This window comes from Rhizobium jaguaris, from assembly GCF_003627755.1.
In the GTDB taxonomy this organism is placed as follows: Bacteria; Pseudomonadota; Alphaproteobacteria; order Rhizobiales; family Rhizobiaceae; genus Rhizobium; species Rhizobium jaguaris.
In genome coordinates, this window is the sequence record NZ_CP032694.1 from 1,277,574 (window position 1) to 1,304,219 (window position 26,646).

Below are 26,646 nucleotides of genomic sequence, written 5' to 3' on the forward strand. Positions count from 1 at the left end.
CACAAATCACGCTATCTTCTCCCGCATGAGACCGGATCAACTGCTTTATCCCGCGCCTGAGGGACTGTTCTGTCCGATCGGCGGCTTTTATGTCGATCCCGTGCGGCCGGTGGAGCGGGCGTTGGTGACGCATGGGCATTCCGATCATGCTCGCGCAGGCCATGGCCGAGTGCTTGCGACCCGCCAGACGCTGGACATCATGCGGATACGTTATGGCGACGGTTTTGCCGGATCGGAGCAGGCCGTCGGTTTCGGCGAGGAGCTGACGATCAACAGCGTGCGGGTACAGTTTCATCCGGCTGGGCACGTGCTCGGTTCTGCGCAGATCGCCGTGGAGAAGGATGGGCTGCGCATCGTCGTATCGGGCGACTACAAGCGGCGGCCGGATCCGACCTGTGCCGCATACGTGCCCGTTGCCTGCGACGTCTTCATTACCGAGGCAACGTTCGGACTACCGGTGTTCCATCATCCCGATCCGATGGATGAAACGGAAAAGCTGCTCGCATCGCTCCGGCAATTCCCGGAGCGCACCCATCTCATCGGCGCCTACGCGCTCGGCAAGGCGCAGCGTGTCATCCGGCTGCTGCGCGATGCCGGTTACAGCAAGCCGATTTATATTCACGGCGCGCTGGAGACGTTATGCGGCTACTATGCCGGGCAGGGCATCGTCCTCGGCGAGTTATTGCCGGCAACGATCGAAAGCCGGGATCAGTCGATCTTCAAGGGTGCCGTCGTCGTCGGGCCGCCATCGGCCTTTTCTGATCGCTGGGCGCGGCGGTTCTATGATCCTCTGCCCGCCTTTGCATCGGGCTGGATGATGGTGCGCCAGCGCGCCAAGCAGCTCGGCGTCGAGCTGCCGCTGGTCATTTCGGATCATTGCGATTGGCCGGAGCTGACGGAGACCATTTCGGAGTTGAAGCCAGGCGAAGTCTGGGTCACCCACGGGCGCGAAGAAGCCCTTGTCCGCTGGTGCGAGTTGCAGGGCATCCCCGCCAAGCCACTGCATCTGATCGGCTATGAGGACGAGGGCGACTGATGAAAGCCTTCGCAGACCTTCTGGATCGCCTGGTGCTGACGCCGAGCCGCAATGGCAAGCTGAAGCTGCTCACCGACTATTTCCGCGATACGCCCGACCCGGATCGCGGTTACGGTCTCGCCGCAATTGCCGGTACGCTGGAGGTCCGCAACGTCAAGCCGGCCATGCTGCGCGACCTCGTGCTGGAACGCATGGACGAGGTGCTGTTTCGTTACTCTTACGACTATGTCGGCGATCTCGCCGAGACCATCTCGCTGGTCTGGGACAAGGAGAGCGATATCGTCCGCCCAGTGGGTGAGCAGCCGAAGCTCGGCGACGTTGTGCGCCGAATGAATGCGCTGGGGCGTACCGAGGTACGCAGCTTCGTTCGCGACCTGCTCGACCGGCTGGACACGTCGGGCCGTTTTGCCTTCCTGAAGCTCGCGACCGGTGCGCTGCGCATCGGCGTTTCGGCGCGGCTTGCCAAGCAGGCTTTGGCGGAGTTGAGCCGCAAGGACGTGACCGAGATCGAAACGCTGTGGCATGGGCTGCAGCCGCCCTATGAAAGCCTGTTCCAATGGCTGGAAGGCAAGGGCGACAAGCCGGTGCTGGCGACGCCGGCGATTTTTCATTCCGTGATGCTCGCCAATCCGGTCGAGCCCGGGGATCTCAGTGGGCTCGATCCTTTGGATTATGCCGCCGAGTGGAAATGGGACGGCATCCGCGTCCAACTTTCGCGAGCGGGTGCGACGAGCAAGCTCTATTCCCGTTCCGGTGACGATATATCCGGCGCCTTCCCGGATATCGTCGACGCCGTGAGCTTCGAGGGCGTTGTTGACGGCGAATTGCTGATCGGCGGCACGGCGCGCTCCAACAGCCCGACACGCACTTTTTCCGACCTGCAGCAGCGGTTGAACCGCAAGACGGTGACGGCGAAGATGCTGGAGGACTATCCCGCCTTCATTCGTGCCTATGACCTGCTGTTCGATGGCGAAGAGGACGTGCGTGCCCGCGGCTTTCTCGACCGGCGCGAGCGGCTGATGGAGATCATCGAGGCAGCACCCCACGATCGTTTCGATCTCTCGCCGCTGGTCGATTTTACCTCCTGGGAGGAATTGGACCAATTGCGCTCGTCGCCGCCCGATCCCGTTATCGAAGGCGTCATGATCAAGCGCCGCGACAGCGCCTATCTCGCCGGCCGCGCCAAGGGGCCGTGGTTCAAATGGAAACGCAATCCCTACAATGTCGATGCGGTGCTGATGTATGCTCAGCGCGGGCATGGCAAACGTTCGAGCTATTATTCCGATTTCACCTTCGGCGTCTGGTCGATGACACCGGAAGGCGAGCAACTGGTACCGGTCGGCAAGGCCTATTTCGGCTTTACGGATGCCGAGCTTGAGGTGCTCGACAAGTTTGTGCGCAACAATACAATCGATCGTTTCGGCCCGGTGAGAGCGGTCAGGGCCGATCGCGATTTCGGCTTCGTTCTCGAAGTCGCTTTCGAAGGGATCAACCGTTCGACGCGGCACAAATCCGGTGTCGCCATGCGTTTTCCGCGAATTGCCCGTCTTCGACCAGACAAGCCGCCCTATGAGGCGGATCGGCTGGAAAGTTTGGTGGCGCTAATTGACGCCAAGGCTCCTGCTGTTGATGAATAGGTCAGGTTGATTCCTCACCACAATGTGAATTGGCCGCGCCTTTCAACCCGTGCAGATTTCGATTCGCCGGGCATATTTGGACAGAGCATATGACAACGTCTGAAGACAACGCATTTCCCCTCAGTCGCCGCACCGTTCTTGCCGGTCTTGCCGTAACATTGTTAGCTCCCAATATCGCCAGGGCTGTCGAAACCGCGGCTCCTGTCGCCAAGCCGGCTGATGCCAAGGTTGTCGATCCCCAGACCGGCAAGCCGGCCGCCGCAATGGCCGATCCGCCGCTTTTGGCAGGCGATTATGCCAAGGAGCGCCACAAGTTTCGCACCGATCTTCTGAACAAGGGTCCGGCGCCTGACAAATATGAGCCGCTGGTCGCGCCCTCCGGCGCCGATCAGATTTTCTATCGCAGCGGCCTGGGTGGTGAACTGGAGCTCGTCGCCTGGGTGTCGCGCTATGAGCGCACGCCGAAGCCGAAGCCGGCCGTGCTCTTCCTGCACGGCGGCAACGCCATCGGTCAGGGCCATTGGCTGCTGATGAAGCCTTATATTGATGCCGGCTACATCGTCATGATCCCTTCGATGCGCGGCGAAAACGGCCAGAAGGGCAATTTCTCCGGTTTCTATGACGAAGTCGCTGATGTACTTGCCGCAACCAATCGCCTGCGCCATCTGCCGGGCGTTGATCCACACCGTCTGTTCCTTGCCGGCCACAGCGTCGGCGGCACGCTGGCGATGCTTGCGGCGATGTCGACCAAACATTTCCGCGCGGCCACTCCCATGTCAGGTAATCCGGATGCCTTTGCCTTCTTCCATCGTTATCCGGAGGATATCCGCTTCAACGCAAAGAATCCGCGCGAATTCCAGATGCGCTCGGCAATCTGCTATGCTCACAGCTTCAAATGCCCCTTGAAGGTCACGCATGCCAGCGAAGAGGCCAATATCGACCCCCGTTTGGCGCTGCTCGCCAAACGTGCCCTTGCTGGCGGGGTGAAAATGGAATTGGCGACAGTTCAAGGCAGCCACAATTCCGCGTTGCCAGGCGAGATCGAACAGAGCATCCAGTTTTTCAGGAGTGTGGCGGTCTAAGCGGTTAGCGCATCAGCCGATCCATCAGCGCCGCTGCCGCTTCCGCGATCACCGTCCCCGGCGGAAAAATAGCGTCGGCGCCGGCGGCTTCCAATGCCGCGAAATCCTGGGGCGGGATGACGCCGCCGACTGCGATGAGAATATGGCCAGCGTGGCGGCGGGTGAGTGCCTCCTTCAGTTCCGGCACCAGCGTCAGATGGCCGGCGGCAAGCGATGAAGCGCCGATGATGTCGACGCCTTCCCGAACCGCGAGATCGGCGACCTCTTCCGGCGTCTGGAACATTGCGCCGACGACGACATCGAAGCCGAGGTCGGCGAAGGCGGTGGCGATGACCTTCTGGCCGCGATCGTGGCCGTCCTGTCCCATCTTGGCGACGAGGATGCGCGGCTTTTCGCCCTTTGCCCTGCGGAACGCTTCGACCTTGGCGACGGCCCTGTTGAACAGTGGATCGGCGGTGCCGACTTCCTTGCGATAGACGCCGGATATGGTTCGGATCTCTGCGGCATGCCGGCCATAGGCTTTTTCCAGCGCCAGCGAGATTTCGCCGACCGTGGCTCTCGCCCGCGCCGCCTTGACGGCGAAATCCAGCAGATTGCCGGTGCCGTTGCGCGCAGCGTCGGTCAGCGCCTCCAACGCGGTCTCCACGGCCGCAGTCTCGCGCGTGCCCTTCAACTGCTGCAGTTTCGAGAGCTGACGGGCGCGGACTTCGGAGTTGTCTACCTTCAGCACGTCTACGTTGATGTCCTGTTCCGGTCGCGAGAAATTGACGCCGACGATGGTCTGGTGGCCGCTGTCGATGCGGGCCTGTGTGCGGGCGGCCGCCTCTTCGATCCTGAGCTTCGGAATGCCTTTTTCGATCGCCTTTGCCATACCGCCGAGTGCTTCGACCTCTTCGATATGGGTGAGCGCGCGGGCCGCCAGATCATGCGTCAGCCGCTCGACATAGGCCGAGCCGCCCCAGGGATCGATGATATCGGTCGTACCGGATTCCTTCTGCAGCAGGATCTGCGTATTGCGGGCGATGCGGGCCGAATGGTCTGTCGGCAACGCCAGCGCTTCGTCGAAGGAATTGGTGTGCAGGGACTGGGTATGGCCCTGCGTCGCCGCCATGGCCTCGACCATGGTGCGGATAATATTGTTCATCGGGTCTTGTGCCGTCAGCGACCATCCGGACGTCTGGCTATGGGTGCGCAGCGCCAGCGATTTCGCATCCTTCGGCGCAAAGTTTTTCTGCATCAATGCAGCCCAGATCAACCGTGCCGCTCGCATCTTGGCGACTTCCATGAAGAAGTTCATGCCAACCGCCCAGAAGAAGGAGAGGCGTGGCGCGAAGCTGTCGATATCGAGCCCGGCGGCTACCCCGGCGCGGGCATATTCGATGCCGTCGGCGATGGTATAGGCGAGCTCCAGATCCGCCGTCGCGCCGGCCTCCTGCATATGATACCCGGAAATCGAGATGGAGTTGAATTTCGGCATGCGCTGGCTGGTATAGCTGAAAATATCAGACACGATCCGCATCGAGGGCTGCGGCGGGTAGATATAGGTGTTGCGGACCATGAATTCCTTGAGGATGTCGTTCTGGATCGTGCCGGAGAGCTTGTCCTCCGAAACGCCCTGTTCCTCGGCGGCGACGATATAGAGCGCCATGACAGGCAGCACCGCGCCGTTCATGGTCATCGATACGCTCATCTCGCCGAGCGGTATGCCGTCGAAAAGCTGGCGCATGTCGAGAATGGAATCGATCGCCACTCCGGCCATGCCGACATCGCCGGCGACGCGCGGATGGTCGCTGTCATAGCCGCGATGGGTGGCGAGATCGAAGGCGACGGAGAGGCCCTTCTGGCCGGCCGCGAGATTGCGGCGGTAGAAGGCATTCGATTCCTCGGCGGTGGAGAAACCCGCATATTGGCGGATGGTCCAGGGCTGCTGGACATACATCGTCGGATAGGGGCCGCGGACGAACGGGGCAGCACCAGGATAGGTGTCGAGGAAATTCAAACCGGCGAGGTCAGTCGTGTCATAGATGCGCTTGACGGCGATGCCCTCTGGAGTTTGCCAAGCCGGTGCGTCGGTTTTCGGCGTCGTGGCTTGCGGTCTTGTCCAGGCAATAGCGGCGAAGCCGGGAATACGGGTCATAGAGACGCCCTTTCATCCAGCCGCAGCGGCTTCACGCCGAGACATTCCACAACGGATCCCAGCTCTCCCAAAATTTCAACCAGCCGCTCCACCTCCGCGGCAAACAATGTCGTCCCTACAATCGGCTTTACCGCACGATTCGCGCTCGCCTCGTCCACCATCGCTGCAAGCTGGCCACCGGCGATAACCTTTGCCAGCCCGCCATCCCGCTCGATGCCCGCAAAAATCTCCCAGGCCTTTTCGGCCAGAGCCTCCGTCAGTGCCTCTATGCCACCAGCCCCGGCCGCCGGATCGGCGACGTGGTCGAGATGGCTCTCGGAAATCAGTATGGTCTGCGTATTGCGCGCCAGGCGTCGTGCCAGCGGCTCGGGGATGCCATGCGTGAGGGTGTGCGGTAATACCGAAATCTCGTCCGCGCCGCCGGTGCCGGCGGCGAAGACGGCAATGGTATTGCGCAGGATATTGGTCTCTACGTCCAGTTTAGTGAGCATTCGATAGCTCGTTTCCATGAAAATATAGGCCCCGGGCGGATGGGAAACGCCACAGGCCTCGGCGATGCGGGCAAAGATCATGCGTGCCGCGCGGGCTTTCGCCATGGTGATGAACTGGTTCTGATCGGCGGTGAGGCAGAGGCTCGTTACGTTGAGAACCGTTTCGGGGTCGATACCCGTCTGGTCCAACATCCTCAAATGGCCGACGAGAGCTGCGGCCATAACAGCCAGTTCCTGCGCCTCCGTCCCGCCGGCATTATGCGCGGCGCGGCCATCGGCACTAAGGAAGGTGCCGGCAAATCCGGCGTTGTTCAGGCGCTGAAAACTGCCCGTTATCTCGTTCGTGGTTCCGGTCGAGGTGAAGGCGTCGAGACCAAAATGCAGCGTTTGATGATCCGAAGCTTTGCCAAGTGCTGTAGCGAATGCATCGGCAAAAGCCGGGGAGCAGCCTTCGAGGCGTAGCGAGATGTTTTTGCCTGCAATTGCCGAGGCCAATCTTGCCGCTAGCCCCTCCGCACGGGTATCGATGCCGACACCAAAGGCAGACAGGCCGGTTTTCGATATGAGAGTGATGCCACTGGCGCCGTTGGCAAGATCCGCGCCGAGCTGGATGAAAGCCCGTTCGATATCCGGATCGTCCATGCGCTGGCTGACGATCCAAGGCCTTTCGGTTTGGCGGCGAGTCAATGGCGTGACATCGGAGCGGCGGGCATAGAGTGGCTCGATCGCGATGCCGTCATCCGTTCGTGACACCAGCGCTTCCTGGAAATCTGCGCCCTTCAGAGCCCTACTCACCAGTTTGAGCCATGCCTCACGACTTACCGGAGCAAAAACGTTCGGGTCGAGACTGTCGATATTCATGCTATCCTCCGTCTCCCAATGGTCTAACCCAAGCCAAGGCAAGGGAAAACAGAAGTTTGGCTTCTTGGCGCAATATCTTCGCATCCGACGCCAGCCTCGCGCCAGCCGGGCAGATCATGATGTGGCTGACCGATCCATATCCCAACTGGTTCCCGATGATGGCCGATTTCTTGCCCGTTTCCCGTCGCCTGCTTGCCGTTGCCGCCCTTGCTGCGATGTCCGGCTGCAGCATTATACCCGACACTGGGGCGACCGATCCCGATCGGTTTGCGCAGGAAACTGCGCCTATCTTTTATCAGCCTGAAGGCATCGATCCGCAGAAGGTGAAGCGCCTGCCGGTCCAGCCGGTACCGCAAGCGCGCGATCTTTTCCGCACGCAATTCAATCAGACCTATGGCCTGCCGACGTCCAATCCTGTGCATCAGGCCATGTATGCGCAAAAGAGTGAAGACGATTTCACCCTCCCGGCGATCCCGTACAAGCGCATCGATCCACGTTTCCTGCGTCAGGAAGTAGGTTATCAGACCAACGAAAGACCCGGCACGATCGTCGTCGATACCAGGAGCCATTATCTCTATTTCGTCGAGCCGGGTGGCAAGGCGATGCGTTATGGTGTCGGCCTTGGGGCGGCCGGTTATGCCTGGCATGGCAGAGGCTTTATCCAATGGAAGCAGAAATGGCCGCGATGGACGCCGCCGGCCGAAATGGTGGCGCGCGAACCGGAGATCAAACCGGTTTCGGCCGAACGCGGCGGCATGAATCCCGGGCCGACCAATCCCCTTGGCGCCCGTGCTCTCTATATCTTCAAGAACGGCAAGGATACGCTCTATCGCATTCACGGCACGCCGGATTGGCAGTCGATCGGCAAGGAGGCCTCATCCGGCTGTGTGCGCATGCTGAACCAGGACGTGATCGATCTCTATAATCGTGTGTCCGCTAAGGCGGAAGTCGTCGTTCTGTAAAGGTAGATTGAAACAAATTTTCGTGATGTTGCATAAGTGAGATAGCCGGGCTTGGCTGCGCTCTTTAGTTTTATTCTTGTCTCTGCGAATCTTGCCGGGAACCGAATCGGATCGTTTCGGGTTTCTGCTTCCCTTCCAACAGGAATGATGCTGTCGACATGAGCCTGCCTTCTTCTCTTTCCCGACGAAATTTCCTCGCGCTCGCGGGCATCGGCGCCGTTTCGACGCTCGCCGGCTGCGCTTCCACCGTCGAAAGCCGCCCGATCGTCAGCCCGGTACAGTATGGCGGTTCCATCTATCGCCCCTTCGGCGGTGAGCTTTCCAGCTATGAAGGCGAGCAACCGGACCCGGCTGTGATCTATGCGGCTATGGATGACGGCGGCTTTCATCTTCCGGCGATACCCTATGAGCAGATCGATCCGAAATATTATCGACAGCGCGTCGTCAATCCGACTGGGGAGCCGCCGGGCAGCGTCATCGTCAATACGCGCGAGCGCTTCCTTTACGTTACCGAGCCGGGCGGCACGGCGATGCGTTATGGCATCGGCGTCGGCCGCGAAGGCTTTGCCTGGGAGGGCCGCGGTGTCATCCAGTGGCGCAAGAAATGGCCGCGCTGGAACCCGCCGGACGAAATGGTGGCTCGCCAGCCGGAACTCGTCAAATTTTCGATCGCCAACGGCGGCATGGAGCCAGGCCTGAAGAATCCGCTTGGTGCCCGTGCCCTTTATATTTTCGAGGACAAGCAGGATTCGCTTTACCGTCTGCACGGGAATCCGGATTGGCGCTCCATTGGCAAGGCCGTTTCTTCCGGCTGTGTCCGTCTGCTGAATCAGGATGTCATCGATCTCTACGATCGCGTGCCGGAGCGCGCGCCGATCTTGGTGACGCAGGCGTAAGTTTCGACCTGTTTTGACCAGGGAAATTTAGCGGCTCTCATTAGAGCAATTCCAGGAAAAGTGCGAAGCGGTTTTCCGTCCGGACTTGCGTAAAAACAAAAGGATAGAGCGGGAAAGCGATTCCACGAAACGCTGACCGCTCTAGGCCGTTAAATTCGCTCTCAGCCGTTGCAGCCGGTCGCGCAGGCTGGCCATTTCATCCATATCGCAGCCGACGGCTTCGCCGATAGCGGCCATGATCATGTTGACCTGGCATTTCATGCCGGCGCCCTTTTCAGTCAATGAAACGATGACCTGCCGTTCGTCCTTCGGGTCGCGCATGCGGCCGATCAGGCCGGCCTGCTCCAGACGTTTCAACAGTGGCGACAGCGTGCCTGAATCGAGGTCGAGCTGCTCGCCGATTGTTTTGACCGGCATGCAGCCTTTTTCCCAAAGCACCAGCATTACCAGATATTGCGGATAGGTCAGGCCGACACGATCAAGGATCGGCTTATAAGCGCGATTGAAGGCATGAGCGGTCGCGTAGACGGCAAAACAGAGCTGCCGCTCCAGCCGCTTTTCGTCATCGGGGATTGCCCGCTCCTGCACCTTGTCCATCATCGCTGCTCCGCCACTTTCTTGTTGGCCTCATTGTCACAGGTTCACTTTTCAAAATCAAATCGCAAAAATATGTTGTGCACGATTAAATAGTTCGATATACAAAACTCATCCAACCAGCAAGGAGATCTGACATGCCTATCCTCTACACCACCAAGGCTTCCGCCACCGGCGGTCGTGCAGGCCGCGCCGTTTCTGAAAACGGCGTCCTCGACGTCACCCTGACCGTGCCGAAGGAACTCGGCGGCGACGGCGCCACCGGCGCGAATCCCGAACAACTCTTCGCCGCCGGCTATTCCGCCTGCTTCCTCGGCGCTCTGAAATTTGTTGCGGGCCAACAGAAGGTCAAGATTCCGGAAGACGCCAAGGTAACCGCAACGGTTGGCATCGGTCCGCGCGCAGATGGCGGGGGTTTCGGCATCGAAGTAGCCCTGTCGGTTCACATTCCCGGCATGGACAAGGCCGAAGCTGAAAAGCTCGCCGCTGCCGCTCACATCGTCTGCCCCTACAGCCATGCCATGCGCACCTCGACGGAAGTGCCGGTTACGGTCGCCTGAGAATAAGCTTTTCCCATCTCTCCGGCTGATGGAGTGGACGGCACAAAGGAGCGGTACGCTTTTTGGCGCGCCGCTCCTTTTCTTTTGCAAGAAATTTGCTATATATTTTCTTGAGAAAGGATATGGCCATGACATCTGCCCAAGCAATGGGTCATGCGAATCCCAGTGAAACCCTGGTCATCACCAAGGCGGTCGTGAATGCGGCCGAACGGCTGGGGCTGAATGCGCGCATGCTTGCCGCCGTGATCGGCGTTTCAGAAGCGACGGTGTCGCGCATGAAACGGCAAGATCATCTCCTGGAGCGGCACAGCAAATCATTTGAACTCGCCGTGCTCTTCATACGTCTGTTCCGCTCGCTCGATGCCATTGTCGGCGGCGATGAGGCCGTGGCGCGGCAATGGCTGCGTAATGTCAATCTTGCCTTCGGTGCGACGCCGCTTGAAAAGATTACCTCCGTCTCCGGATTGACCGATGTCCTTGCCTATCTGGACGCCCGCCGCGCTCTCGTCTGAGGCTCGGCCTATCTCCGGCCGCTATTGGCGGCTGGTAGAGGCGCAGCATCAGGTCTCGACATTGAAGCTGGTCGATACGCTGGAAGAGCAGGCACTTCTCGAACATTTGCTGGAGGAGAGCAAGCCGGCTTTGCCGCCGGAATGCGTCGGCCTGGATTATCTGCTGGCCACGCCCTTCCGCTACGGAGCGATCTATCCATACGGCTCGCGCTTCAGACGGGCTGGACGTACGCTAGGCGTCTTTTACGCCTCCGAACAGGTCGAAACGGCGCTGGCTGAAATGAGTTTTTACAGGCTGCTTTTCTTCGGCGATTCTCCTGAGACGCCTTTGCCCGCCAATGCGGCGGAATATACCGCCTTTGCCGCTGCGATCGCGACCAACGAGGCGATCGATCTTACCCATTCACCGTTGGATCGGGATCGCGAGGCTTGGACCGATCCCGTTAACTATGAAGCCTGCCAGGCGCTCGCGAACGCGGCGCGGGCAGGGGGCATTCAAGCGATCCTCTACCGGTCCGTCAGGGATCCCCAAGGCGGGAAGAATATTGCGCTTCTGACAGCCCATGCCTTTGCTGCGCGCGAACCCGTCGAACGCCAGACCTGGCGTATCCGACTATCGCCAACGGGCGTTCAGGCGCTCTGCGATTTTCCGAAAAGCCGCATTGGTTTCGCGCGCAGCGATTTTGGTGCCGATCCCCGCATGGGAACTAACGCTTAAGACAGCGCCAACAGATCCCGTCGCAACCGGTCGGCATTGCCGTCGGGCAGCCGCGCTTCCACTTCGGCGTGCGTTACCTTCCAGATCGGTACGGCTGCCGCAAGCACCGCTTTGCCCGATGGTGTCAGGCCGAGCAACCGTGCACGGCGATCCCTGGGATTGGGCAGAATAGTCACCCAGCCCCGGCGCGTCAGCGGTTTTAAGGCCGCCGTCAGCGTCGTCTGGTCTATTGCGAGCAGGGTTGCGACCGGTCCCATGGCCGCAGGCTCCGGCCTGTTCAGCGACATCATCAGGGAAAATTGGCCGTTGGTAAGTCCGAGCGGCCTCAGTGCTTCATCGAAACGGCGCGCTAAAGCCCGGGCAGCGCGCTGTACATGCAGGCAAAGGCAGCTATCGCGCACCAGTAGTGTCGTCTCGAAGGGAATTTCAATCACGTTTGACATGGTTCATTAATATTGATATCAATATATTTGTCAAGATTGGTGAAAAAGCAGACGCCGGAGGAGGGCGCGGGCAATGAACCAAATCGTCTCACGTGAGGTGTGGCTGGAGGCCCGCCGCGAACTGCTTGCCAAGGAGAAGGAAGCGACGCATCTGCGCGACCGTGTCAATGCCGAACGCTTGGTGCTGCCCTGGGTCAAAGTCGATAAGGATTATGTTTTCGACACGCCCACGGGCCGGAAATCGCTTGCCGACCTCTTCGACGACCGCAGTCAATTGATCGTGTATCACTTCATGCTCGGTCCGAAGTGGGAGGCCGGATGTCCCGGCTGCTCGTTCCTCGCCGATCATTTCGATGGCGCGCTGCCGCATCTCAATCATCACGACGTCACCCTCATTGCGGTTGCCCGCGCGCCGATCGAGAAGATCGAGGCCTACAAGAAACGCATGGGCTGGAAGTTCCCCTGGGTGTCGTCTTTCGCAAACGATTTCAATTTCGACTATCACGTCTCCTTCACCGAAGAGCAGCTTGCCGGCGAAACGGTGTTCTATAATTTCAGTGCCATGGATGCCAAGAACGGCAACGACGAGCTCCCCGGACTCAGCGCCTTCTACAAGGATGAAGCCGGCAGTATCTTCCACACCTATTCCAGCTATGCCCGCGGTGGCGAGGAGATGATCGGCACGCTGATGATCCTCGACAATGCGCCGAAGGGCCGCAATGAAGGGAGCACCATGGATTTTGTTCGTCGCCACGATGAATATGAAGAAGTCCCGAAAGCGCAATCCTCCTGTCATTGACCGCTGGGCGCCTAAGCCGCACGACTCTCCGCGGAAAATCGCCTGGAACAAAGACCCGAAGTAGGTGTTTAGAACGCTACGGGGCATAGGGCTCGGCCAATCGCAGAGGAGGGACGCGATGAAGGCAGAACTGACGGAAGAACACGCATTCCTGCAAAGACTGCTCGGCAGATGGGAGGTCAATGCCGCCGACCCGGACGGCAGGATTGATCACGGTGTCTGGACAGAAACTGTCCGCGCGCTGCATGGCCTTTGGTTTTTATGCGAAGGTGAGGGCACGATGCCCGGCGGCGGTGCGGCCGCGACGCTGCTGACGCTCGGCTATGATCCCGACAAGGGCAAATATATCGGCACCTGGATCGGGAGCATGATGAACCATATGTGGATCTATGAAGGCACTCTCGATCAGACCGGCCGCACGCTGCTGCTCGACACGTCTGGGCCGGATTTTGAGCACGAAGGCCAATCGGCCAGCTATCGTGAAGCCATCACATTCATCAATGACAATGAACGCGTCTTTTCCTCCAGCGTCCGCCAGCCAGACGGAAGCTGGAAAGAGTTCATGATCGCCAATTACCGCCGCAAGCACTAGGGAGAGCTACAATGGCTGCGAAGGGATATTTTGTATGGTACGAACTCATGACCACCGACATGGCCGCGGGAGAGGCCTTCTACCGCAAGGTTGTCGGCTGGGATGCCAAGGATGCCGGCATGCCGGACATCCAAATGGCGTATACGTTGTTCAGCGCGGGTGCAGGCCCGATCGCCGGGATGATGATCCTGCCGGAAGAAGCCAAGGCCATGGGTACGCCGCCCTGCTGGACCGGCTATATCAGCGTGCCCAATGTCGATGAGGCCGCCAAGACGATCGCTGCAAAGGGTGGCAGGGTCTATCGCGAGCCAGGGGATATTCCCGGTGTCGGCCGTTTCGCCGTCGTCGCCGATCCCTATGGTGCTGCCTTCTGCATCTTCACGCCGTTGCCCGGCGAGGACTGGCAGCCGTCGGAACCCAATGCTCCCGGCTATATAGGTTGGCACGAGCTATATGCCGGCGACGGCCCGAAGGCCTTCGATTTCTATCGTGATATGTTCGGGTGGGAATCGAGTTCCGACTTCGACATGGGTCCGATGGGCACATACAAGATCTTCAAGATCGGCGACCGCGACTTCGGCGGCATCATGACCAAGCCCGCGGAAATGCCGATGGCGGCCTGGAACTTCTATTTCAATGTTCCCGCTATCGACGCCGCCGTCGGTCGGGTCAACGAAGCCGGCGGAAAGGTCGTCAACGGCCCGATGGAAGTCCCCGGCGGCAGCTGGATCGTCCAGTGCACCGATCCGCAAGGCGCGTTCTTCTCACTCGTTGCTCCGGTCAGATAGCAACTCGAGTGAGATTGCCGCAGGCAATCTCACTCCAGATCTTCGGTTCGGCCCTCTCCCCCGAGGGCCAGCCTCCGACTCCACTGTGGAATCCGGGTACGCAATGGTGTCAAGCCCGCTCGTGATGGGACGCTGCGGGCGTTATCCTTGCTGAAAATATCGTCGTAGGGCATTCTGCAGATCAATCCTCTCAGCATTGACGGGGTGATGCTGTGACAGAGCGTGGTTTGCCGGGTTCATTAATGATCAGACGCGCGCGCCGATCGGATGCCGAAGCCTTATCGGGTTTCGCGGCGAGACTATTCCGCGAGACCTACGGCAACGACACGGCAGCGTCCGATCTTGATTCCTATATCTGCAAGAATTTCAACACGAGCCGTCAGCAGGCGGAGATCGCCGATCCCTCGGCCGCCGTTTTTCTCGCGATGGCCGATGATCTGATTGTCGGATATGCCCACGTCGTTGTGGGCCCATCCGCTGGAGGCTCCGCGTTTCTGAACCGGATTTATGTGGATGCCGAATGGAGGGGAAGCGGATTGGCCAACGATCTCCTCGAGGCGGTTGTCGGCGAGTCCGGGCAGCGTGGTGTTACGCGCTTGGAGCTCACTGTATTCGAACGAAACGTGCGGGCCCTGGCGTTCTACAAACGGGTTGGATTTGCCGCAACGGGCATGACAACGTTTTTGGTTGGCGAGGACTTGCAGACCGACCTCGTGATGACATTGGATTTGATCGGGCGGTTTGACAGCGGATCAGCCTAGCTTATGGCGCCGTGCTTACTTTCGCGAAAGCAGCCTCAATGAAATGCAGAGAACTTCTGTCGCGGCAATTCAACCTGTGCGGTTGAATTGCGAAAGTTAGTATTCAAAATTTGAGCAGACGATTGGCTTTGAAGGGGAGGGAGCCCCTTTACCGCTTCAAGCTTCCCATAATCCCCCGGACCAGCGCGCGCCCGACCTGTGTTGCGACCGTGCGCGCCATGCTCTTCATCGCCGCTTCCAAGATCGTCTCACGCTGGTAGCCGGAACGGTCGCGGCTTGCCGGCTTGTCATTGTCGCCACCGAAGCCTGGAAGTGTCCAGCGACCACCGGCGCTCCCGCTGTCCTGTTTGGCGGCATCCTGCTCGCCGGCCTTGCGGGCGCGGGCGGTGAGGATTTCGAAGGCGGATTCGCGATCGACCGTCTCGTCATAGAGGCCGGCGACCGGGCTGGCATTGATGACGGCTTGCCGTTCTGTGTCGGTTACCGGCCCGATGCGGCCGGACGGCGGGCGGATCAAGGTACGCTCGACGATCGAGGGCGCGCCCTTGCCTTCAAGCATGGAGACCAGCGCTTCGCCGGTGCCGAGCGTCGTGATGACCTCGGCGCAATTGAAGGCAGGATTGGGTCGGAAGGTTTCGGCGGCCGTCTGCACTGCCTTTTGTTCGCGCGGCGAATAGGCGCACAACGCATGCTGGACGCGGTTGCCAAGCTGGGCAAGCATCGTTTCCGGCACATCGAGCGGGTTTTGCGTCACGAAATAAACGCCGACACCCTTGGAGCGGATCAGGCGCACGACCTGCTCGACGCGCTCGATCAGCACTTTCGGCGCCTCGTTGAAGAGCAGGTGCGCCTCGTCGAAGAAGAACACCAGCTTCGGCTTTTCGGGGTCGCCGACCTCCGGCAGCTCCTCGAAGAGTTCGGACAGCAGCCACAACAGGAAAGTGGCGTAGAGGCGCGGGTTCATCATCAGCTTGTCGGCAGCGAGCACCGAGATCTGTCCGTAACCGTCATTGCTCACGCGCATGATGTCGGAAATTTTCAGCGCCGGCTCGCCGAAGAAATTTTCCGCCCCCTGTTGTTCCAGCACCAGCAACGCCCGCTGGATCGAACCGACGGACGACTTCGAGATCAGGCCGAATTGGCTAGAAAGCTCGCTAGCATTGTCGCCCATGTAGTTCAGCAGCGCCTGGAGATCCTTGAGGTCGAGCAGCGCCAGACCATTTTCATCGGCGATCTTGAAGGCGATGTTGAGTACGCCTTCCTGCGCCTCTGATGCGTCCATCAGCCGTGCCAGCAGCAGCGGTCCCATCTCGGCAATGGTGGTGCGCACGCGATGGCCTTTTTCGCCATAGAGATCCCAGAAGATCACGGGGAATAGCTCGAACTCGTAAGGGGAGAGGCCGATTTCCTCCGCGCGCTTCAAAAGGAAATCCTTGGGCTCGCCCTTGGCGGCAACGCCGGAGAGGTCGCCCTTGATGTCGGCACAGAAGACCGGAACGCCGGCTTTGGAAAAACCCTCCGCCAGCACCTGCAGCGTCACCGTCTTGCCGGTGCCTGTCGCCCCGGTGACAAGACCGTGGCGATTGCCGAATTTCAGGGTCAGATATTCGTCCTTGTTGACGCTGTCGTCCGGATTGCGGCTGGCGCCGACGAAAATCTGTCCGTCTTGCTGCGGCATGAGGTGTCGTCTCCCTTTGGGCGGCGGCACAGCAGCCTTCAGAAGGCTGCCACGGCCCGTTCATTGATTTGTCCTGACGCTGTTATAAGAAGAGACTTGAATGGGGACAACCGTTCGCTTCATGGTGATGCTTCCGGTAGAGTGGGCTGCAACCCGGTCCGGCTCGAGTCGGTGGGCGCATTCAATTACGTTGACGTTCACGTTATAAGTAACAGGCAGGAGGCCAGAATGAACGAGATTATTGATCAGATCGCAACGAAAGCCGGCATTTCCCCCGATATCGCGGAGAAAGCCGTTGGCATGATGCTTGGTTTCCTTCAACGCGAGGCCCCCGATGGTCCGGTCACCAAGATGATCGAATCCATCCCCGGCGCTTCCGATCTGGTGGCGCAATACAACGGTGAAGAAACGTCCGGCGGCGGCCTGCTCGGCGGCCTCCTCAATGCCGTTGGCGCCGGTGGCGGCCTCATGGGGCTCGGCCAATCCCTAATGAGCAGTGGCCTCAGCATGGGCGAAATTTCCTCGCTCGCCAAGGAAACCATTGCGACCGCCCGCGAGCATGCCGGCGATGAAGTGGTCGATCAGGTCGTCAATTCCGTGCCGGGATTGAGCCAGTTCCTGTAATCCATTTCATCCCCTCTCCCCGCTTGCGGGGGGAGGGCTAGGGTGAGGGGGCCAGGCACGTAGGCTCGGCAACGGTGGATGAGCCTGGCGGTCTTCGAGACGATGGAACGGCGTCTTCCACGCTTGCAGCTGGACCGGAGAAAGCCCCTTATCCGAGTCGTCGACATTTCGCGTCGCTCAATGTCTCCGCCCCACCTTCTCCCCGTACTGCGGGGCGAAGGTGTTTCGTTTCTCACAGGCCAGCCCTATGTCCGCAAACGCCATTCCTTCTCTTTTACCGAACGGGCCCGGGCACCAGTTCGTGATCTACGCCGATTCCTGTTCGGGTGTCCCGGGCGCGCTGCACGAGAAAACCTTTGCCGCGGTCAACGCTGTGTTGCGCCGGCTTGATCCGCCGCCGGAATTCATCCTGTTTCCAGGCGACGAAATCATCGGCCTGACCGCCGATCCGGAGGCTTTGAGGGCGCAGTGGCGGCATTGGTTCGCACATGAAATGGGGTGGCTCGATCGTGAACAGACGCTGCTTTGGCATACGACCGGCAACCACACCGCCTATGACGAGATGAGCGAGCAGGTCTTTCGCGAGGTCCTCCAGCTTCCGGAAAACGGGCCGCCGGGCCAGGAAGGGCTGTCTTACTGGGTGCGCCGCGGTGATCTCCTTCTGGTCTTCGTCCATACACTATGGACCGGTCTCGGGGGCGAGGGCCATGTCGAGACCGAGTGGCTGGAGGCGACACTGAAAAAACATGGCGATGCGCGTCATAAGATCGTCCTCGGCCACCATCCGGTTTTCCCCATCAATGGATTTTCCGGACCGTATCAGCGGGAGATTGGCCCGGATTGCGCAAAGCGATTTTGGGATATTCTGGTCGAGGCAGACGTTTTGGCCTATGTCTGCAGCCATATTCTCGCCTTCGATGTCCAGGTTCACCGTGGCGTCCTGCAGCTTTGCACTGCTGGCGCGGGCACGGCGCATAGAATGCCGGAAGGCGTGGAGTATCTTCATTGCATCCAGGCGGCGCTCGACGCTGACGGTTTTCGCTATCAGGTTCTGGATACGGACGGTGCTGTCCGTGAACGATTGCAATGGCCTTTCAAGTCGGCCGATCCCGAGAGTTGGCAAACCCTGTCGCCCGGGATGCATCTGGCCGGTTTTATCGGTCCGGTGAACAGTGATCGTATCATCGAATTGCGGATGCAGGGCCTCATGCCGGAGACGGCACACCCGGCCGCCCAAACACTCTTCTCCGCGTTCAATCCCGATGCCATCGCACCGCTCTGGCTCGGTCTGCGCGGTCCGCGGCAAACCCTGACCTTGATCCTCGGTCGCGAACCCGGCCGCAGCCCGCATTACTGGTTCGGGCCTGATTTTGTCCCCGGCCAGTCCTTCGATGTCGATATCGCCCTGCACGCCGGCATGGGACCAGGCGGGATACTTTACCGCATGCACGGCGATAGTCGATGGACGTCGTTCGACGGCGCCTCCGCGACCGGCTTCAATGGCCTGGTCTGGCCGGCGCGATGGAGCGTCGGCCATGGTCAGCGCGGCACGGAAGACCGCGCGTTCATGGGCGAGGGGTTGGAGGTCGCGATTGCCGCAGGATAGGCGCCGCGTCGCCTTCCCCTTTACGCCTCAATCGTCTCCAATCTTATGCCAGACGCGGCCGTCGCGCCCGATAAGCTCGTCCGCACAGGCCGGTCCCATGCTGCCCGGCGCATAGGGATCGGGTTTGGCGCCGTCGGCAAAGAGATCGAGAAAAGGCTGCACGGCCGCCCAGCCGGCCTCGATGCTGTCGGCGCGCTGGAACAGGGTCTGGTCGCCAAGGAAGAGTTCGTAGAGCAGCGATTCATAGCCCGTCTGATGACCGATGTCGAAATGATCGGCATAGCGGAAGTCAAGCTCGATCGGCGCGGTCTTCAGTACCAAGCCCGGCGATTTGATGGAGATTCCCATCTGCAGCCCTTCGTTCGGCTGCACCTGAATGATCAGCTTGTTCGGCGGCAGGTCCGGTCGCGAGGGTGCGCGGGGAAATTGCGCGAAAGGCACCTGCCTGAAGGTGATGACGACTTCAGTATCACGCGCCCTCAATGCCTTGCCCGTTCGCAGATAGAAGGGCACGCCTGCCCAGCGCCAGGTGTCGACGAAAAGTTTCAGCGCCACGTAGGTTTCGGTATTGCTGTCTGGCGCGACATCCGGCGTCTCTGTGTAGGCCGGTAGGTCTTTGCCGTCGAGCGGGCCCGCGGTATAGGCGCCGCGCACCGCGTTTTTCGCAGCCTCGTCTCGCGAATAGTGGCGCAGCGCCTTTAGCACCTTACCCTTTTCGTTGCGGACGGATTCTGCGTCGAAGCTGTTCGGCGGTTCCATGGCCACCATCGCAAGAAGCTGGAACAGATGGTTCGGCACCATATCGCGCAAAGCACCCGTCGCGTCGTAGAACTTGCCGCGCGTACCGACGTCCACAAATTCCGCCGCTGTGATCTGCACATGGTCGACATAGTTGTTGTTCCAAAGGGCTTCGATCATCATGTTGGCAAAGCGCGTCGTCATGATGTTCTGCACCGTTTCCTTGCCGAGGAAATGGTCGATGCGATAGACTTGGCTCTCCTCCGCGCTGTGCAGAAGCGTCGCGTTCAACATCTGCGCGGAAGCGAGGTCATGACCGAACGGCTTCTCGATGGCGATGCGCCGGAAGACGCCGGCGGTTTCGTCAAGAAGCCCATGCTCGGCAAGGCGGCTGGTAATGTCGCCGAAAAAGCGCGGCTGCACGGCAAAATAGAAAGCGGCATTGGCGCTCGGCGCTTGCTGCAGCCGCCTGCTGATTTCCTGATAGATCGCGCCCTGGGTGAAGTCGCCGGAGATATACGAGATGCGCGTCTTCAACCTCTGCCAAGCGTCGCTCTGCTGCGCTTGCTCCATTCCGTTCGCGGCGAGGAAGGTGTCAAGACGCTCGACCAGGAACTCGTCGCCGCCGGGTTCGATGCTGACACCGAGCACATGCAGATCGTCGCCCAACATGCCGGCCTTGGTCATGTTGATCAGCGTCGGCATCAGCAGCCGGCGCGTCAGGTCGCCGGTTGCACCGAAGATGACGAGCGTCAGCGGCGGAGCGGGGGAACGGTGAAGCCGGTCATGAATGCACCTCCGTCTGGAATAGGGAGATCAGGTTTCTGGACGACATGCATCTTCTCCTTCAGCCGGTTGCGTTCGTGCTTGGGCGAGGATGTTCTAACCCAAGATCGAGAAAACCGGAATCGCTTTTCTAAAGAGGCTGCGCTCCGAGGCTCGGTCCCATTGGCGGGCGTCACCGCGGCGTAATTGCCAATGGAAGCCTACTTCTTCACAGCGATCATGAACAGCCGCGGAAACCGCAACAAGACTTTGCCGTCCACCAGTGGCGGATAGGCCTTTTCGATGCGTGCGAGATAGTCGGCCGTGAAGGCGTCACGGTGTTCCGCGCCAGCATGATCGAGATAGGGACGCAGGCCCGTGCCCTTGACCCATTCGACGATGGCCGCGGCATTTTCCAGCGGGTGATTGTAGTTGGTGTGCCAGAGTTCGACGCGCGCGGATTTTCCGATCAGCCGGTTGTAATAGACCGATGGCGAGGGCAGGGGATTGCGGCGTACGCTCTTCTTCGCGAAAGCCTCACTCCAGGGGCCGTTTTTCGCGGTTTCCTCCATCATCAAGTGGCTGAGCTCGGTCAGATTGTCCGGCATCTGGATGGCGAGCACGCCGCCTGGCTTGAGGCCGTCCATCAGCCGCTCGAAAATGTCGAGATGATCAGGCAACCATTGGAAGACGGCGTTGGCGAAAAGCAGGTCAACAGGTTCTTCCGGTTGCCAGGTGGCAAGATCGGCCTTGACGAATTCTGTGCCGGGCATGCGCTTGCTGGCGGCCTCCAGCATGTTCTCATCGCTATCGAGGCCGAAGACGCCGGACGCCCCGTAGCGCTCCACAATCAGTTCGGTCGAATTGCCGGGCCCGCAGCCGAGATCGACGGCACGGTCGATGCGCTCCAGCGGCACTTGCGCCAGAAGATCGCGCGCCGGGCGCGTGCGTTCATCTTCGAATTTCACATATTGGCCGGCAGACCACGCCATGATCCTATCCTCTTCATCAGATTGCATATTCCATCCGGTGGAGCCGGACCTTGTCGATTTTGAGCATTTCGAGGGCGAGACCGCCAGAGGTGAAGTTCTCGCTCCCGTGCGGCAAATGGCCCGGCCGAAGGCGGACGAGCGAGCGCGCCCGCGATGCGGATCGTCGATCCACGACGCGGGCGAAAACGTCAGCGGTAGAACAGATACTTGATAAGTGCCGCGATCGCCAGGACGACGAGGATGATTCCGAGGAGGCCCGCAAGGCCCATGCCCCACATCATGCCGCCGCCCATCATATCGTTCATCATCGCATCCTCCTTTCATTCGGCGGCTTCAAGGCTGCGCTCGTCTATCTCGACAGACCGGCTTTCCGAGGACGACGTCGGCAGTGCCCATCCCTTCACAAGCCCGTAGACCGCCGGGATGACGATCAGCGTCAGCAATGTCGACGATACCATGCCGCCGATCATCGGCACCGCGATGCGCTGCATGATCTCCGATCCCGTACCTGTCCTCCAGAGGATCGGCACGAGACCGGCCATGATGGCGACGACCGTCATCATCTTCGGCCGGACGCGCTCAACTGCGCCGACCATGATGGCCCGGTTGAGATCCAGCTTCGAGAAGGAACGGCCTTCCTTTTTGCATGCCTCGCACTGCTCCTTCATTGCGTGGTCGAGGTAGATCAGCATGATCACCCCGGTTTCCGCCGCGACACCGGCGAGGGCGATGAAGCCGACGGCCACCGCCACGGAGGCGTTGAAGCCCATCCACCACATCAGCCAGATACCGCCGACGAGGGCAAAGGGAAGCGACAGCATGACGATCATCGTCTCGGTCAGCGCCTTGAAGTTCAGGTAGAGCAGCAGGAAGATCAGCGCCAGCGTCAGGGGGACGACGATGGCGAGCCGTGCCTCGGCGCGTTGGAGATATTCGAACTGGCCACTCCAGACGACTGAGTAGCCGGGCGGCAGCTTCACGCTTTTCGCAACCGCCTGCTGGGCCTCGGCGACATAGCCGCCGAGATCGCGGTTGGCTATGTCGACATAAACATAGACGGCGAGCTGGCCGTTCTCAGTACGGATCGTCGTCGCGCCACGGGTCAGCTTGACGTCGGCCACCTCGCCGAGCGGAACAGTTCCGCCGCCGGGTAACGATATCTGTACGTCTCGGGCGATCGCCTGCGGATCGCTGCGGAAGGCTCTTGGATAGCGAACCGCCACGCCGTAGCGCTCGCGGCCCTCGACGGTCGACGTCACGACTTCGGAACCGAGCGCCATGCCGATGACGTCCTGCACATCGTTCATGGTCAGTCCGTAGCGTCCGAGCGCGGTCCGGTCTGGGACAATGTCGAGATAGTAGCCGCCGATCACCCGTTCCGCGTAGGCGCTCGACGTTCCGGGTATGGTCTTCAGTACTGATTCGATCTGCCGGCTGATGTTCTCCATTTCGCCGAGATCGGTGCCGTAGACCTTGACGCCGACAGGCGTCCTGATCCCGGTGGACAACATGTCGATGCGGCCGCGGATTGGCATGGTCCAGGCGTTCGACACGCCGGGGAACTGCAGCGCCGCATCCATCTCCTGTTTCAGGCTGTCGACAGTGACGCCCGGCCGCCATTCGGACTTCGGCTTCAGGGTGATGATCGTCTCGAACATTTCGGTCGGAGCCGGGTCGGTGGCCGTCAGCGCCCGTCCCGCCTTGCCGAACACGCTTTCGACCTCGGGGAAGGACTTGATGATACGGTCCTGCGTCTGCATCAGATCGGCCGCCTTGGTGACGGATATGCCGGGCAGTGTGGTCGGCATGTACATCAGCGTGCCCTCGTCGAGATTGGGCATGAATTCGCTGCCGATATGCTGCGCCGGCCAGACGGTTGCCGCGAGAATGGCCAGCGCCGCCACAATGGTCAGCGACTTCACCTTCAGCACCCCGGAGATGATTGGCCGATAGAGCCATATGAGGATGCGGTTCACCGGGTTCTTCTGTTCGGGCACGATATGTCCGCGGACGAACAGGACCATCAGTGCGGGGACCAGCGTCACCGAGAGGAGCGCGGCGGCGGCCATCGAGAACGTCTTCGTGAAGGCGAGCGGGCCGAACAGCCGTCCCTCCTGCGATTCCAGCGTGAAGATCGGCAGGAACGACACGGTGATGATCAGCAGGCTGAAGAACAGCGCCGGACCGACCTCGCTCGCCGCCTCTACGAGGATTTCCACCCGCGGCTTGTCCGGCGGAGCGCGTTCGAGATGCTTGTGGGCATTCTCGATCATAACGATCGCCGCGTCGATCATCGCGCCGATGGCGATGGCGATGCCGCCGAGGCTCATGATGTTCGCGCCGAGGCCGAGCAGCCGCATGGCGATGAACGCGATCAGGATGCCGACCGGCAACATGACGATAGCGACGAGAGCGCTGCGCACGTGCAGGAGGAAGGCGATCGTCACCAACGCAACCACGATGGATTCTTCGACCAGCGTTCCCTTCAGGGTCTCTATCGCAGCTTCGATCAGGGTCGAGCGGTCATAAACGGGCACGATCTGCGTGCCAGCCGGCAGGCTGCCCTTGATCGATTCCATGCTCTGCTTGGCGTTGTCGATCACCGTGAGCGCGTTTGCTCCGAAGCGCTGCAGCACAATACCACCGGCTACTTCGCCTTCGCCATTGAGCTCGGTAATGCCGCGCCTTTCGTCCGGGACGAGTTCCACCTTGGCGACGTCGCCGAGGCGCAGCGGCACGCCGTTCTGGCTCTTCAGCACGATGTTCTCGATGTCGGGGATACCTTTCAGGTAGCCGCGGCCGCGCACCATGAATTCGAATTCGGAGAGCTCGAGGGTGCGGCCGCCGACGTCGGTGTTGCTGGCGCGCACCGCATTGGCGACATCAGAGAGCGAGACGCCCTGCGCCTTTAGCCGGGCGGGATCGACGACGATGGAGTACTGCTTGACGAAGCCGCCGACGCTCGCGACCTCGGCGACGCCCTCCGATTTGGAGACGCCGAAGCGCACCACCCAGTCCTGCAGCGAACGCAGTTCGGCAAGCGACAACTCCTTGGCGACGAGCGCGTATTCGTAGACCCAGCCGACGCCCGTCGCGTCGGGCCCTAGCGTCGGTGTGACGCCCTGCGGCAGGCGGCTCGACGCTGCATTCAGGTATTCGAGGACACGGCTGCGCGCCCAGTAGGGATCGGTGCCGTCGTCAAAGATGACGTAGACGAAGGAGACGCCGAAGAAGGAGAAGCCACGCACGACCTTCGACTTTGGCACCGTCAGCATCGACGTCGTCAGTGGATAGGTGACCTGATCCTCGACCACCTGCGGGGCCTGGCCGGGATATTCCGTGTAGACAATCACCTGCACGTCGGAGAGGTCGGGAATGGCGTCGAGCGGAAGCGAGCGCAGCGCGTAGACGCCGCCCGCCACGGCGAGCGCCGCACCGAGGAAGATCAGCACGAGATTGTGGGCGGACCAGGAGATGATGCGGGAGATCATGGCTTGGCCTCCTCGGTCATGGCGCTGAGCGCCGAGTTCAGGTTGCTTTCGGCGTCGAGTAGGAAGTTGGCGGAGATGACCACCTTGTCGCCGGCGGCGACGCCCTGCCTGATTTCCGTACTGCCGTCGCCGCGGACGCCGAGCTTGACGTTCTTCGGTTCGAAGCGTCCGTCGCCCTTGTCGATGAACACGACCTGCCGGTCGCCGGTGTCGACGACGGCGCTGTTGGGAACCGAGACGACCGGACTGGGAGCGCCAGCCTCGATATCGACGTCGGCATACATGTTGGCGCGCAGCACGCCGTCCGGGTTGGGGAGTTCGATGCGGACCTTTGTCGTCCGCGTCTGCGTGTTCACCTCAGGATAGACGAGGTCGACGGTGCCGTGGAAGGCCCTGCCGGGAAGGCTACGGATGGTAATATCCGCCTTCGCTCCAATACCGACGGAGGCAAGGTCGTATTCGGGAACGTCGGCAATCACCCACATGTTGGAAATGTCCGCGATGCGGAACAGGATGTCACCGGGCTTCGCCATCATGCCCGCCGTCGCCAAACGTTCTAGGACGACGCCGTCGCGCGGGGCGGTGTAGCTAATGCTCGTCGGCACCTGCCGGGTCCGGGCGATGCCGTCGATGACTTCCTGCGGGACGCCGAGGTTCTTCAGGCGCAGCGCCGAGCCGGCGTCGTCGTTGCCCCTCGAACCGTCGCGCCCGGCGGCGTATTCCGAAGCTGCGGTGGCCACTTCCCTGGAATAGAAGCGAAAGAGCTTCTCGCCCTTGCCGATATGATCACCCGTCGTGACGCTGGCGACGTCGTCGACGAAAGAATCCGTCCGCATCGAGATGATGCTGACAAGGCGCTCGTCGAGCGCCACTGTGCCCGGCACCCGCACCTTGCGGCTGATGCTGGCCATCTCCGCCACGGCCGTCTTCACGCCGGTCCGCTGCAGCTTGCCGAGCGGGACCTTGACGGTGGAGGCGTCGGACTGCTCGCCCTCGTAGACCGGGATGTAGTCCATGCCCATGGCATCCTTCTTCGGCACCTTGGAGGTGTCCGGCAGGCCCATGGGATTGCGATAGTAGAGAATTCGCCCCTTCGACGGCGCGGCCTCAGGTCCCGCATCCGCGGACGCCGTGACGGCGGGCGCCTTCGCCTTGTTGTCGAAGCTCACCTCTTCGCTGGCATGCACGGCGACGAACGGCTGGCCGTCGTCGGTGTTCTTCGGTGTCGCGGAGAACTGTGGAAGGCCGTCCGGATGACGATAGTAGATGATTGCGCCCATGGGGACAGCCCCCGGGGCAGCCGGTGTGGCCATTGCCGTCTCGGCAAGGTTGAGGCCTAAAACGGAGGCCAGGTTGTTGGTGCCAGCCCAATAGCCTCCCCCGCCGAGCAATACGGCGAGGGAGAGCGTGACTGCCACGCGTGATGGGGTGCTCAAGGGGCGGCCTTCAGGACGAGTTCGCCCTGGACAGTGTCAGGTTCGCCCTGGACCTTGGCGGCGAGCTTGAAACGCCAGCTGCCGGCCATCGCGAAGTCGGTCTTGAAGGCGTAGACGCCGGGTTCCGTCGAGGTTGCCGCCTCGACAGGCGTCGTCATCATCTCCATGCCCTCGGGGCCATGTCCATTCGGGTGGTGAAGATGACCGCGTCGGCAACGGGCTTGCCCGTCCGCTTGTCGACCAGGCGGACGATGACCGGCGATCCCTGGCCCTGCTTGACGTTGGAGTCGACGGCCTGGAACTCGTAATCCTGCGCGGCTGCGAAGGTGACGGTGGCGGAGCCGGCGACTAGGATACCGGCGAGGAGCATCGCTCCTCCAGGAAGATATGTCTTGTTCATGATTTCCGATCTCATCGGGACGGATTCTCGATCGCGTCCACGGGTCA

23 protein-coding genes and 1 pseudogene are annotated in these 26,646 nt (G+C 60.8%); 14 read left to right on the forward strand and 10 right to left on the reverse strand.

From position 1 onward, the window contains the following. Window positions 1-25: 25 nt before the first annotated feature. The 3 genes from CCGE525_RS06215 to CCGE525_RS06225 all read left to right on the forward strand — a co-directional run bounded on the left by CCGE525_RS06215 (window position 26) and on the right by CCGE525_RS06225 (window position 3,755). Complete coding sequence (locus CCGE525_RS06215; protein ID WP_120703526.1) at window positions 26-1,036, forward strand: ligase-associated DNA damage response exonuclease; 1,011 nt, start codon at window positions 26-28, stop codon at window positions 1,034-1,036. Then, on the forward strand, window positions 1,036-2,673 hold the full coding sequence (locus CCGE525_RS06220) for a cisplatin damage response ATP-dependent DNA ligase (protein WP_120703527.1): 1,638 nt from the start codon (window positions 1,036-1,038) through the stop codon (window positions 2,671-2,673). Before CCGE525_RS06215 ends, CCGE525_RS06220 begins: the two co-directional genes overlap by 1 nt. An 89-nt stretch (window positions 2,674-2,762) precedes the next feature. Beyond that, entirely contained in the window at window positions 2,763-3,755 is a 993-nt protein-coding gene (locus CCGE525_RS06225; protein WP_120703528.1) for an alpha/beta hydrolase family protein, read from the forward strand. A gap of 4 nt (window positions 3,756-3,759) precedes the next feature. Here the strand turns inward: CCGE525_RS06225 and scpA are convergent, their stop codons facing one another. Continuing rightward, the gene (gene scpA, locus CCGE525_RS06230; RefSeq protein WP_120703529.1) at window positions 3,760-5,892 is read right to left on the reverse strand and encodes a methylmalonyl-CoA mutase; all 2,133 of its coding nucleotides are present in this window, start codon (window positions 5,890-5,892) and stop codon (window positions 3,760-3,762) included. Next, entirely contained in the window at window positions 5,889-7,244 is a 1,356-nt protein-coding gene (locus CCGE525_RS06235; protein ID WP_120703530.1) for a methylmalonyl-CoA mutase family protein, read from the reverse strand. Before CCGE525_RS06235 ends, scpA begins: the two co-directional genes overlap by 4 nt. 155 nt (window positions 7,245-7,399) lie before the next feature. On the opposite strand from CCGE525_RS06235, the gene CCGE525_RS06240 reads away from it, so the two are divergent. Continuing rightward, window positions 7,400-8,206 (forward strand): L,D-transpeptidase, encoded by an 807-nt coding sequence (locus tag CCGE525_RS06240; protein WP_205587459.1) that lies wholly within the window; start codon window positions 7,400-7,402, stop codon window positions 8,204-8,206. Between the two features lie 158 nt (window positions 8,207-8,364). Continuing rightward, on the forward strand, window positions 8,365-9,102 hold the full coding sequence (locus tag CCGE525_RS06245) for a L,D-transpeptidase family protein (protein ID WP_120703531.1): 738 nt from the start codon (window positions 8,365-8,367) through the stop codon (window positions 9,100-9,102). A gap of 141 nt (window positions 9,103-9,243) precedes the next feature. Here CCGE525_RS06245 and CCGE525_RS06250 read toward each other — a convergent pair whose 3' ends face one another. Next, window positions 9,244-9,702, reverse strand: a complete 459-nt coding sequence (locus tag CCGE525_RS06250) for a MarR family winged helix-turn-helix transcriptional regulator (RefSeq protein WP_120703532.1) — start codon at window positions 9,700-9,702, stop codon at window positions 9,244-9,246. Window positions 9,703-9,833: 131 nt separating this feature from the next. Here CCGE525_RS06250 and CCGE525_RS06255 point away from each other — a divergent pair, with 131 nt between their 5' ends. From CCGE525_RS06255 to CCGE525_RS06265, 3 genes are all read left to right on the forward strand, one after another. After that, window positions 9,834-10,256 (forward strand): organic hydroperoxide resistance protein, encoded by a 423-nt coding sequence (locus CCGE525_RS06255; RefSeq protein WP_120703533.1) that lies wholly within the window; start codon window positions 9,834-9,836, stop codon window positions 10,254-10,256. Window positions 10,257-10,384: 128 nt separating this feature from the next. Continuing rightward, the gene (locus CCGE525_RS06260; protein WP_120706287.1) at window positions 10,385-10,768 is read left to right on the forward strand and encodes an MbcA/ParS/Xre antitoxin family protein; all 384 of its coding nucleotides are present in this window, start codon (window positions 10,385-10,387) and stop codon (window positions 10,766-10,768) included. Next, window positions 10,728-11,486 (forward strand): RES family NAD+ phosphorylase, encoded by a 759-nt coding sequence (locus tag CCGE525_RS06265; RefSeq protein ID WP_120703534.1) that lies wholly within the window; start codon window positions 10,728-10,730, stop codon window positions 11,484-11,486. The genes CCGE525_RS06260 and CCGE525_RS06265 overlap by 41 nt, the downstream gene beginning before the upstream one ends. Here the strand turns inward: CCGE525_RS06265 and CCGE525_RS06270 are convergent. After that, window positions 11,483-11,929 (reverse strand): MarR family winged helix-turn-helix transcriptional regulator, encoded by a 447-nt coding sequence (locus CCGE525_RS06270; protein WP_120703535.1) that lies wholly within the window; start codon window positions 11,927-11,929, stop codon window positions 11,483-11,485. The two genes, CCGE525_RS06265 and CCGE525_RS06270, sit on opposite strands and share 4 nt — an antisense overlap. A 73-nt stretch (window positions 11,930-12,002) precedes the next feature. Here CCGE525_RS06270 and CCGE525_RS06275 point away from each other — a divergent pair, with 73 nt between their 5' ends. The 4 genes from CCGE525_RS06275 (at window position 12,003) to CCGE525_RS06290 (ending at window position 14,869) form a co-directional block, all read left to right on the forward strand. Next, window positions 12,003-12,728: a DUF899 domain-containing protein gene (locus CCGE525_RS06275; protein ID WP_120703536.1), complete on the forward strand. Its 726-nt coding sequence runs from the start codon at window positions 12,003-12,005 to the stop codon at window positions 12,726-12,728. A 118-nt stretch (window positions 12,729-12,846) separates the two neighbouring features. Continuing rightward, window positions 12,847-13,320 (forward strand): DUF1579 domain-containing protein, encoded by a 474-nt coding sequence (locus tag CCGE525_RS06280; RefSeq protein ID WP_120703537.1) that lies wholly within the window; start codon window positions 12,847-12,849, stop codon window positions 13,318-13,320. Between the two features lie 11 nt (window positions 13,321-13,331). Further along, window positions 13,332-14,108: a VOC family protein gene (locus CCGE525_RS06285; RefSeq protein ID WP_120703538.1), complete on the forward strand. Its 777-nt coding sequence runs from the start codon at window positions 13,332-13,334 to the stop codon at window positions 14,106-14,108. 242 nt (window positions 14,109-14,350) lie between these two features. Then, complete coding sequence (locus tag CCGE525_RS06290; protein ID WP_120703539.1) at window positions 14,351-14,869, forward strand: GNAT family N-acetyltransferase; 519 nt, start codon at window positions 14,351-14,353, stop codon at window positions 14,867-14,869. Between the two features lie 148 nt (window positions 14,870-15,017). Here the strand turns inward: CCGE525_RS06290 and CCGE525_RS06295 are convergent, their stop codons facing one another. Further along, the gene (locus tag CCGE525_RS06295; RefSeq protein WP_120703540.1) at window positions 15,018-16,547 is read right to left on the reverse strand and encodes a helicase HerA-like C-terminal domain-containing protein; all 1,530 of its coding nucleotides are present in this window, start codon (window positions 16,545-16,547) and stop codon (window positions 15,018-15,020) included. Window positions 16,548-16,775: 228 nt separating this feature from the next. On the opposite strand from CCGE525_RS06295, the gene CCGE525_RS06300 reads away from it, so the two are divergent. Both CCGE525_RS06300 and CCGE525_RS06305 read left to right on the forward strand, forming a co-directional pair. Then, a complete protein-coding gene (locus CCGE525_RS06300; protein WP_120703541.1) occupies window positions 16,776-17,171 on the forward strand; it encodes a hypothetical protein in 396 nt (131 codons plus the stop codon). Between the two features lie 247 nt (window positions 17,172-17,418). Continuing rightward, window positions 17,419-18,777, forward strand: a complete 1,359-nt coding sequence (locus tag CCGE525_RS06305) for a metallophosphoesterase family protein (RefSeq protein WP_120703542.1) — start codon at window positions 17,419-17,421, stop codon at window positions 18,775-18,777. Window positions 18,778-18,804: 27 nt separating this feature from the next. On the opposite strand, the gene zwf is transcribed toward CCGE525_RS06305, so the two are convergent. The 5 genes and pseudogenes from zwf to CCGE525_RS06330 all read right to left on the reverse strand — a co-directional run bounded on the left by zwf (window position 18,805) and on the right by CCGE525_RS06330 (window position 26,569). Next, window positions 18,805-20,220 carry a glucose-6-phosphate dehydrogenase gene (gene zwf, locus CCGE525_RS06310; RefSeq protein WP_245472099.1) on the reverse strand — a complete coding sequence of 472 codons (1,416 nt, stop codon included), beginning with the start codon at window positions 20,218-20,220 and terminating at the stop codon, window positions 18,805-18,807. A 281-nt stretch (window positions 20,221-20,501) separates the two neighbouring features. Next, window positions 20,502-21,272 carry a trans-aconitate 2-methyltransferase gene (gene tam / locus CCGE525_RS06315; RefSeq protein ID WP_120703544.1) on the reverse strand — a complete coding sequence of 257 codons (771 nt, stop codon included), beginning with the start codon at window positions 21,270-21,272 and terminating at the stop codon, window positions 20,502-20,504. 320 nt (window positions 21,273-21,592) lie between these two features. After that, window positions 21,593-24,763, reverse strand: a complete 3,171-nt coding sequence (locus tag CCGE525_RS06320) for an efflux RND transporter permease subunit (RefSeq protein WP_120703545.1) — start codon at window positions 24,761-24,763, stop codon at window positions 21,593-21,595. After that, window positions 24,760-26,199, reverse strand: a complete 1,440-nt coding sequence (locus CCGE525_RS06325; protein ID WP_245472100.1) for an efflux RND transporter periplasmic adaptor subunit — start codon at window positions 26,197-26,199, stop codon at window positions 24,760-24,762. The genes CCGE525_RS06320 and CCGE525_RS06325 overlap by 4 nt, the downstream gene beginning before the upstream one ends. Beyond that, window positions 26,196-26,569: pseudogene (locus tag CCGE525_RS06330) on the reverse strand (FixH family protein). Before CCGE525_RS06330 ends, CCGE525_RS06325 begins: the two are co-directional and overlap by 4 nt. Window positions 26,570-26,646 lie beyond the last annotated feature (77 nt).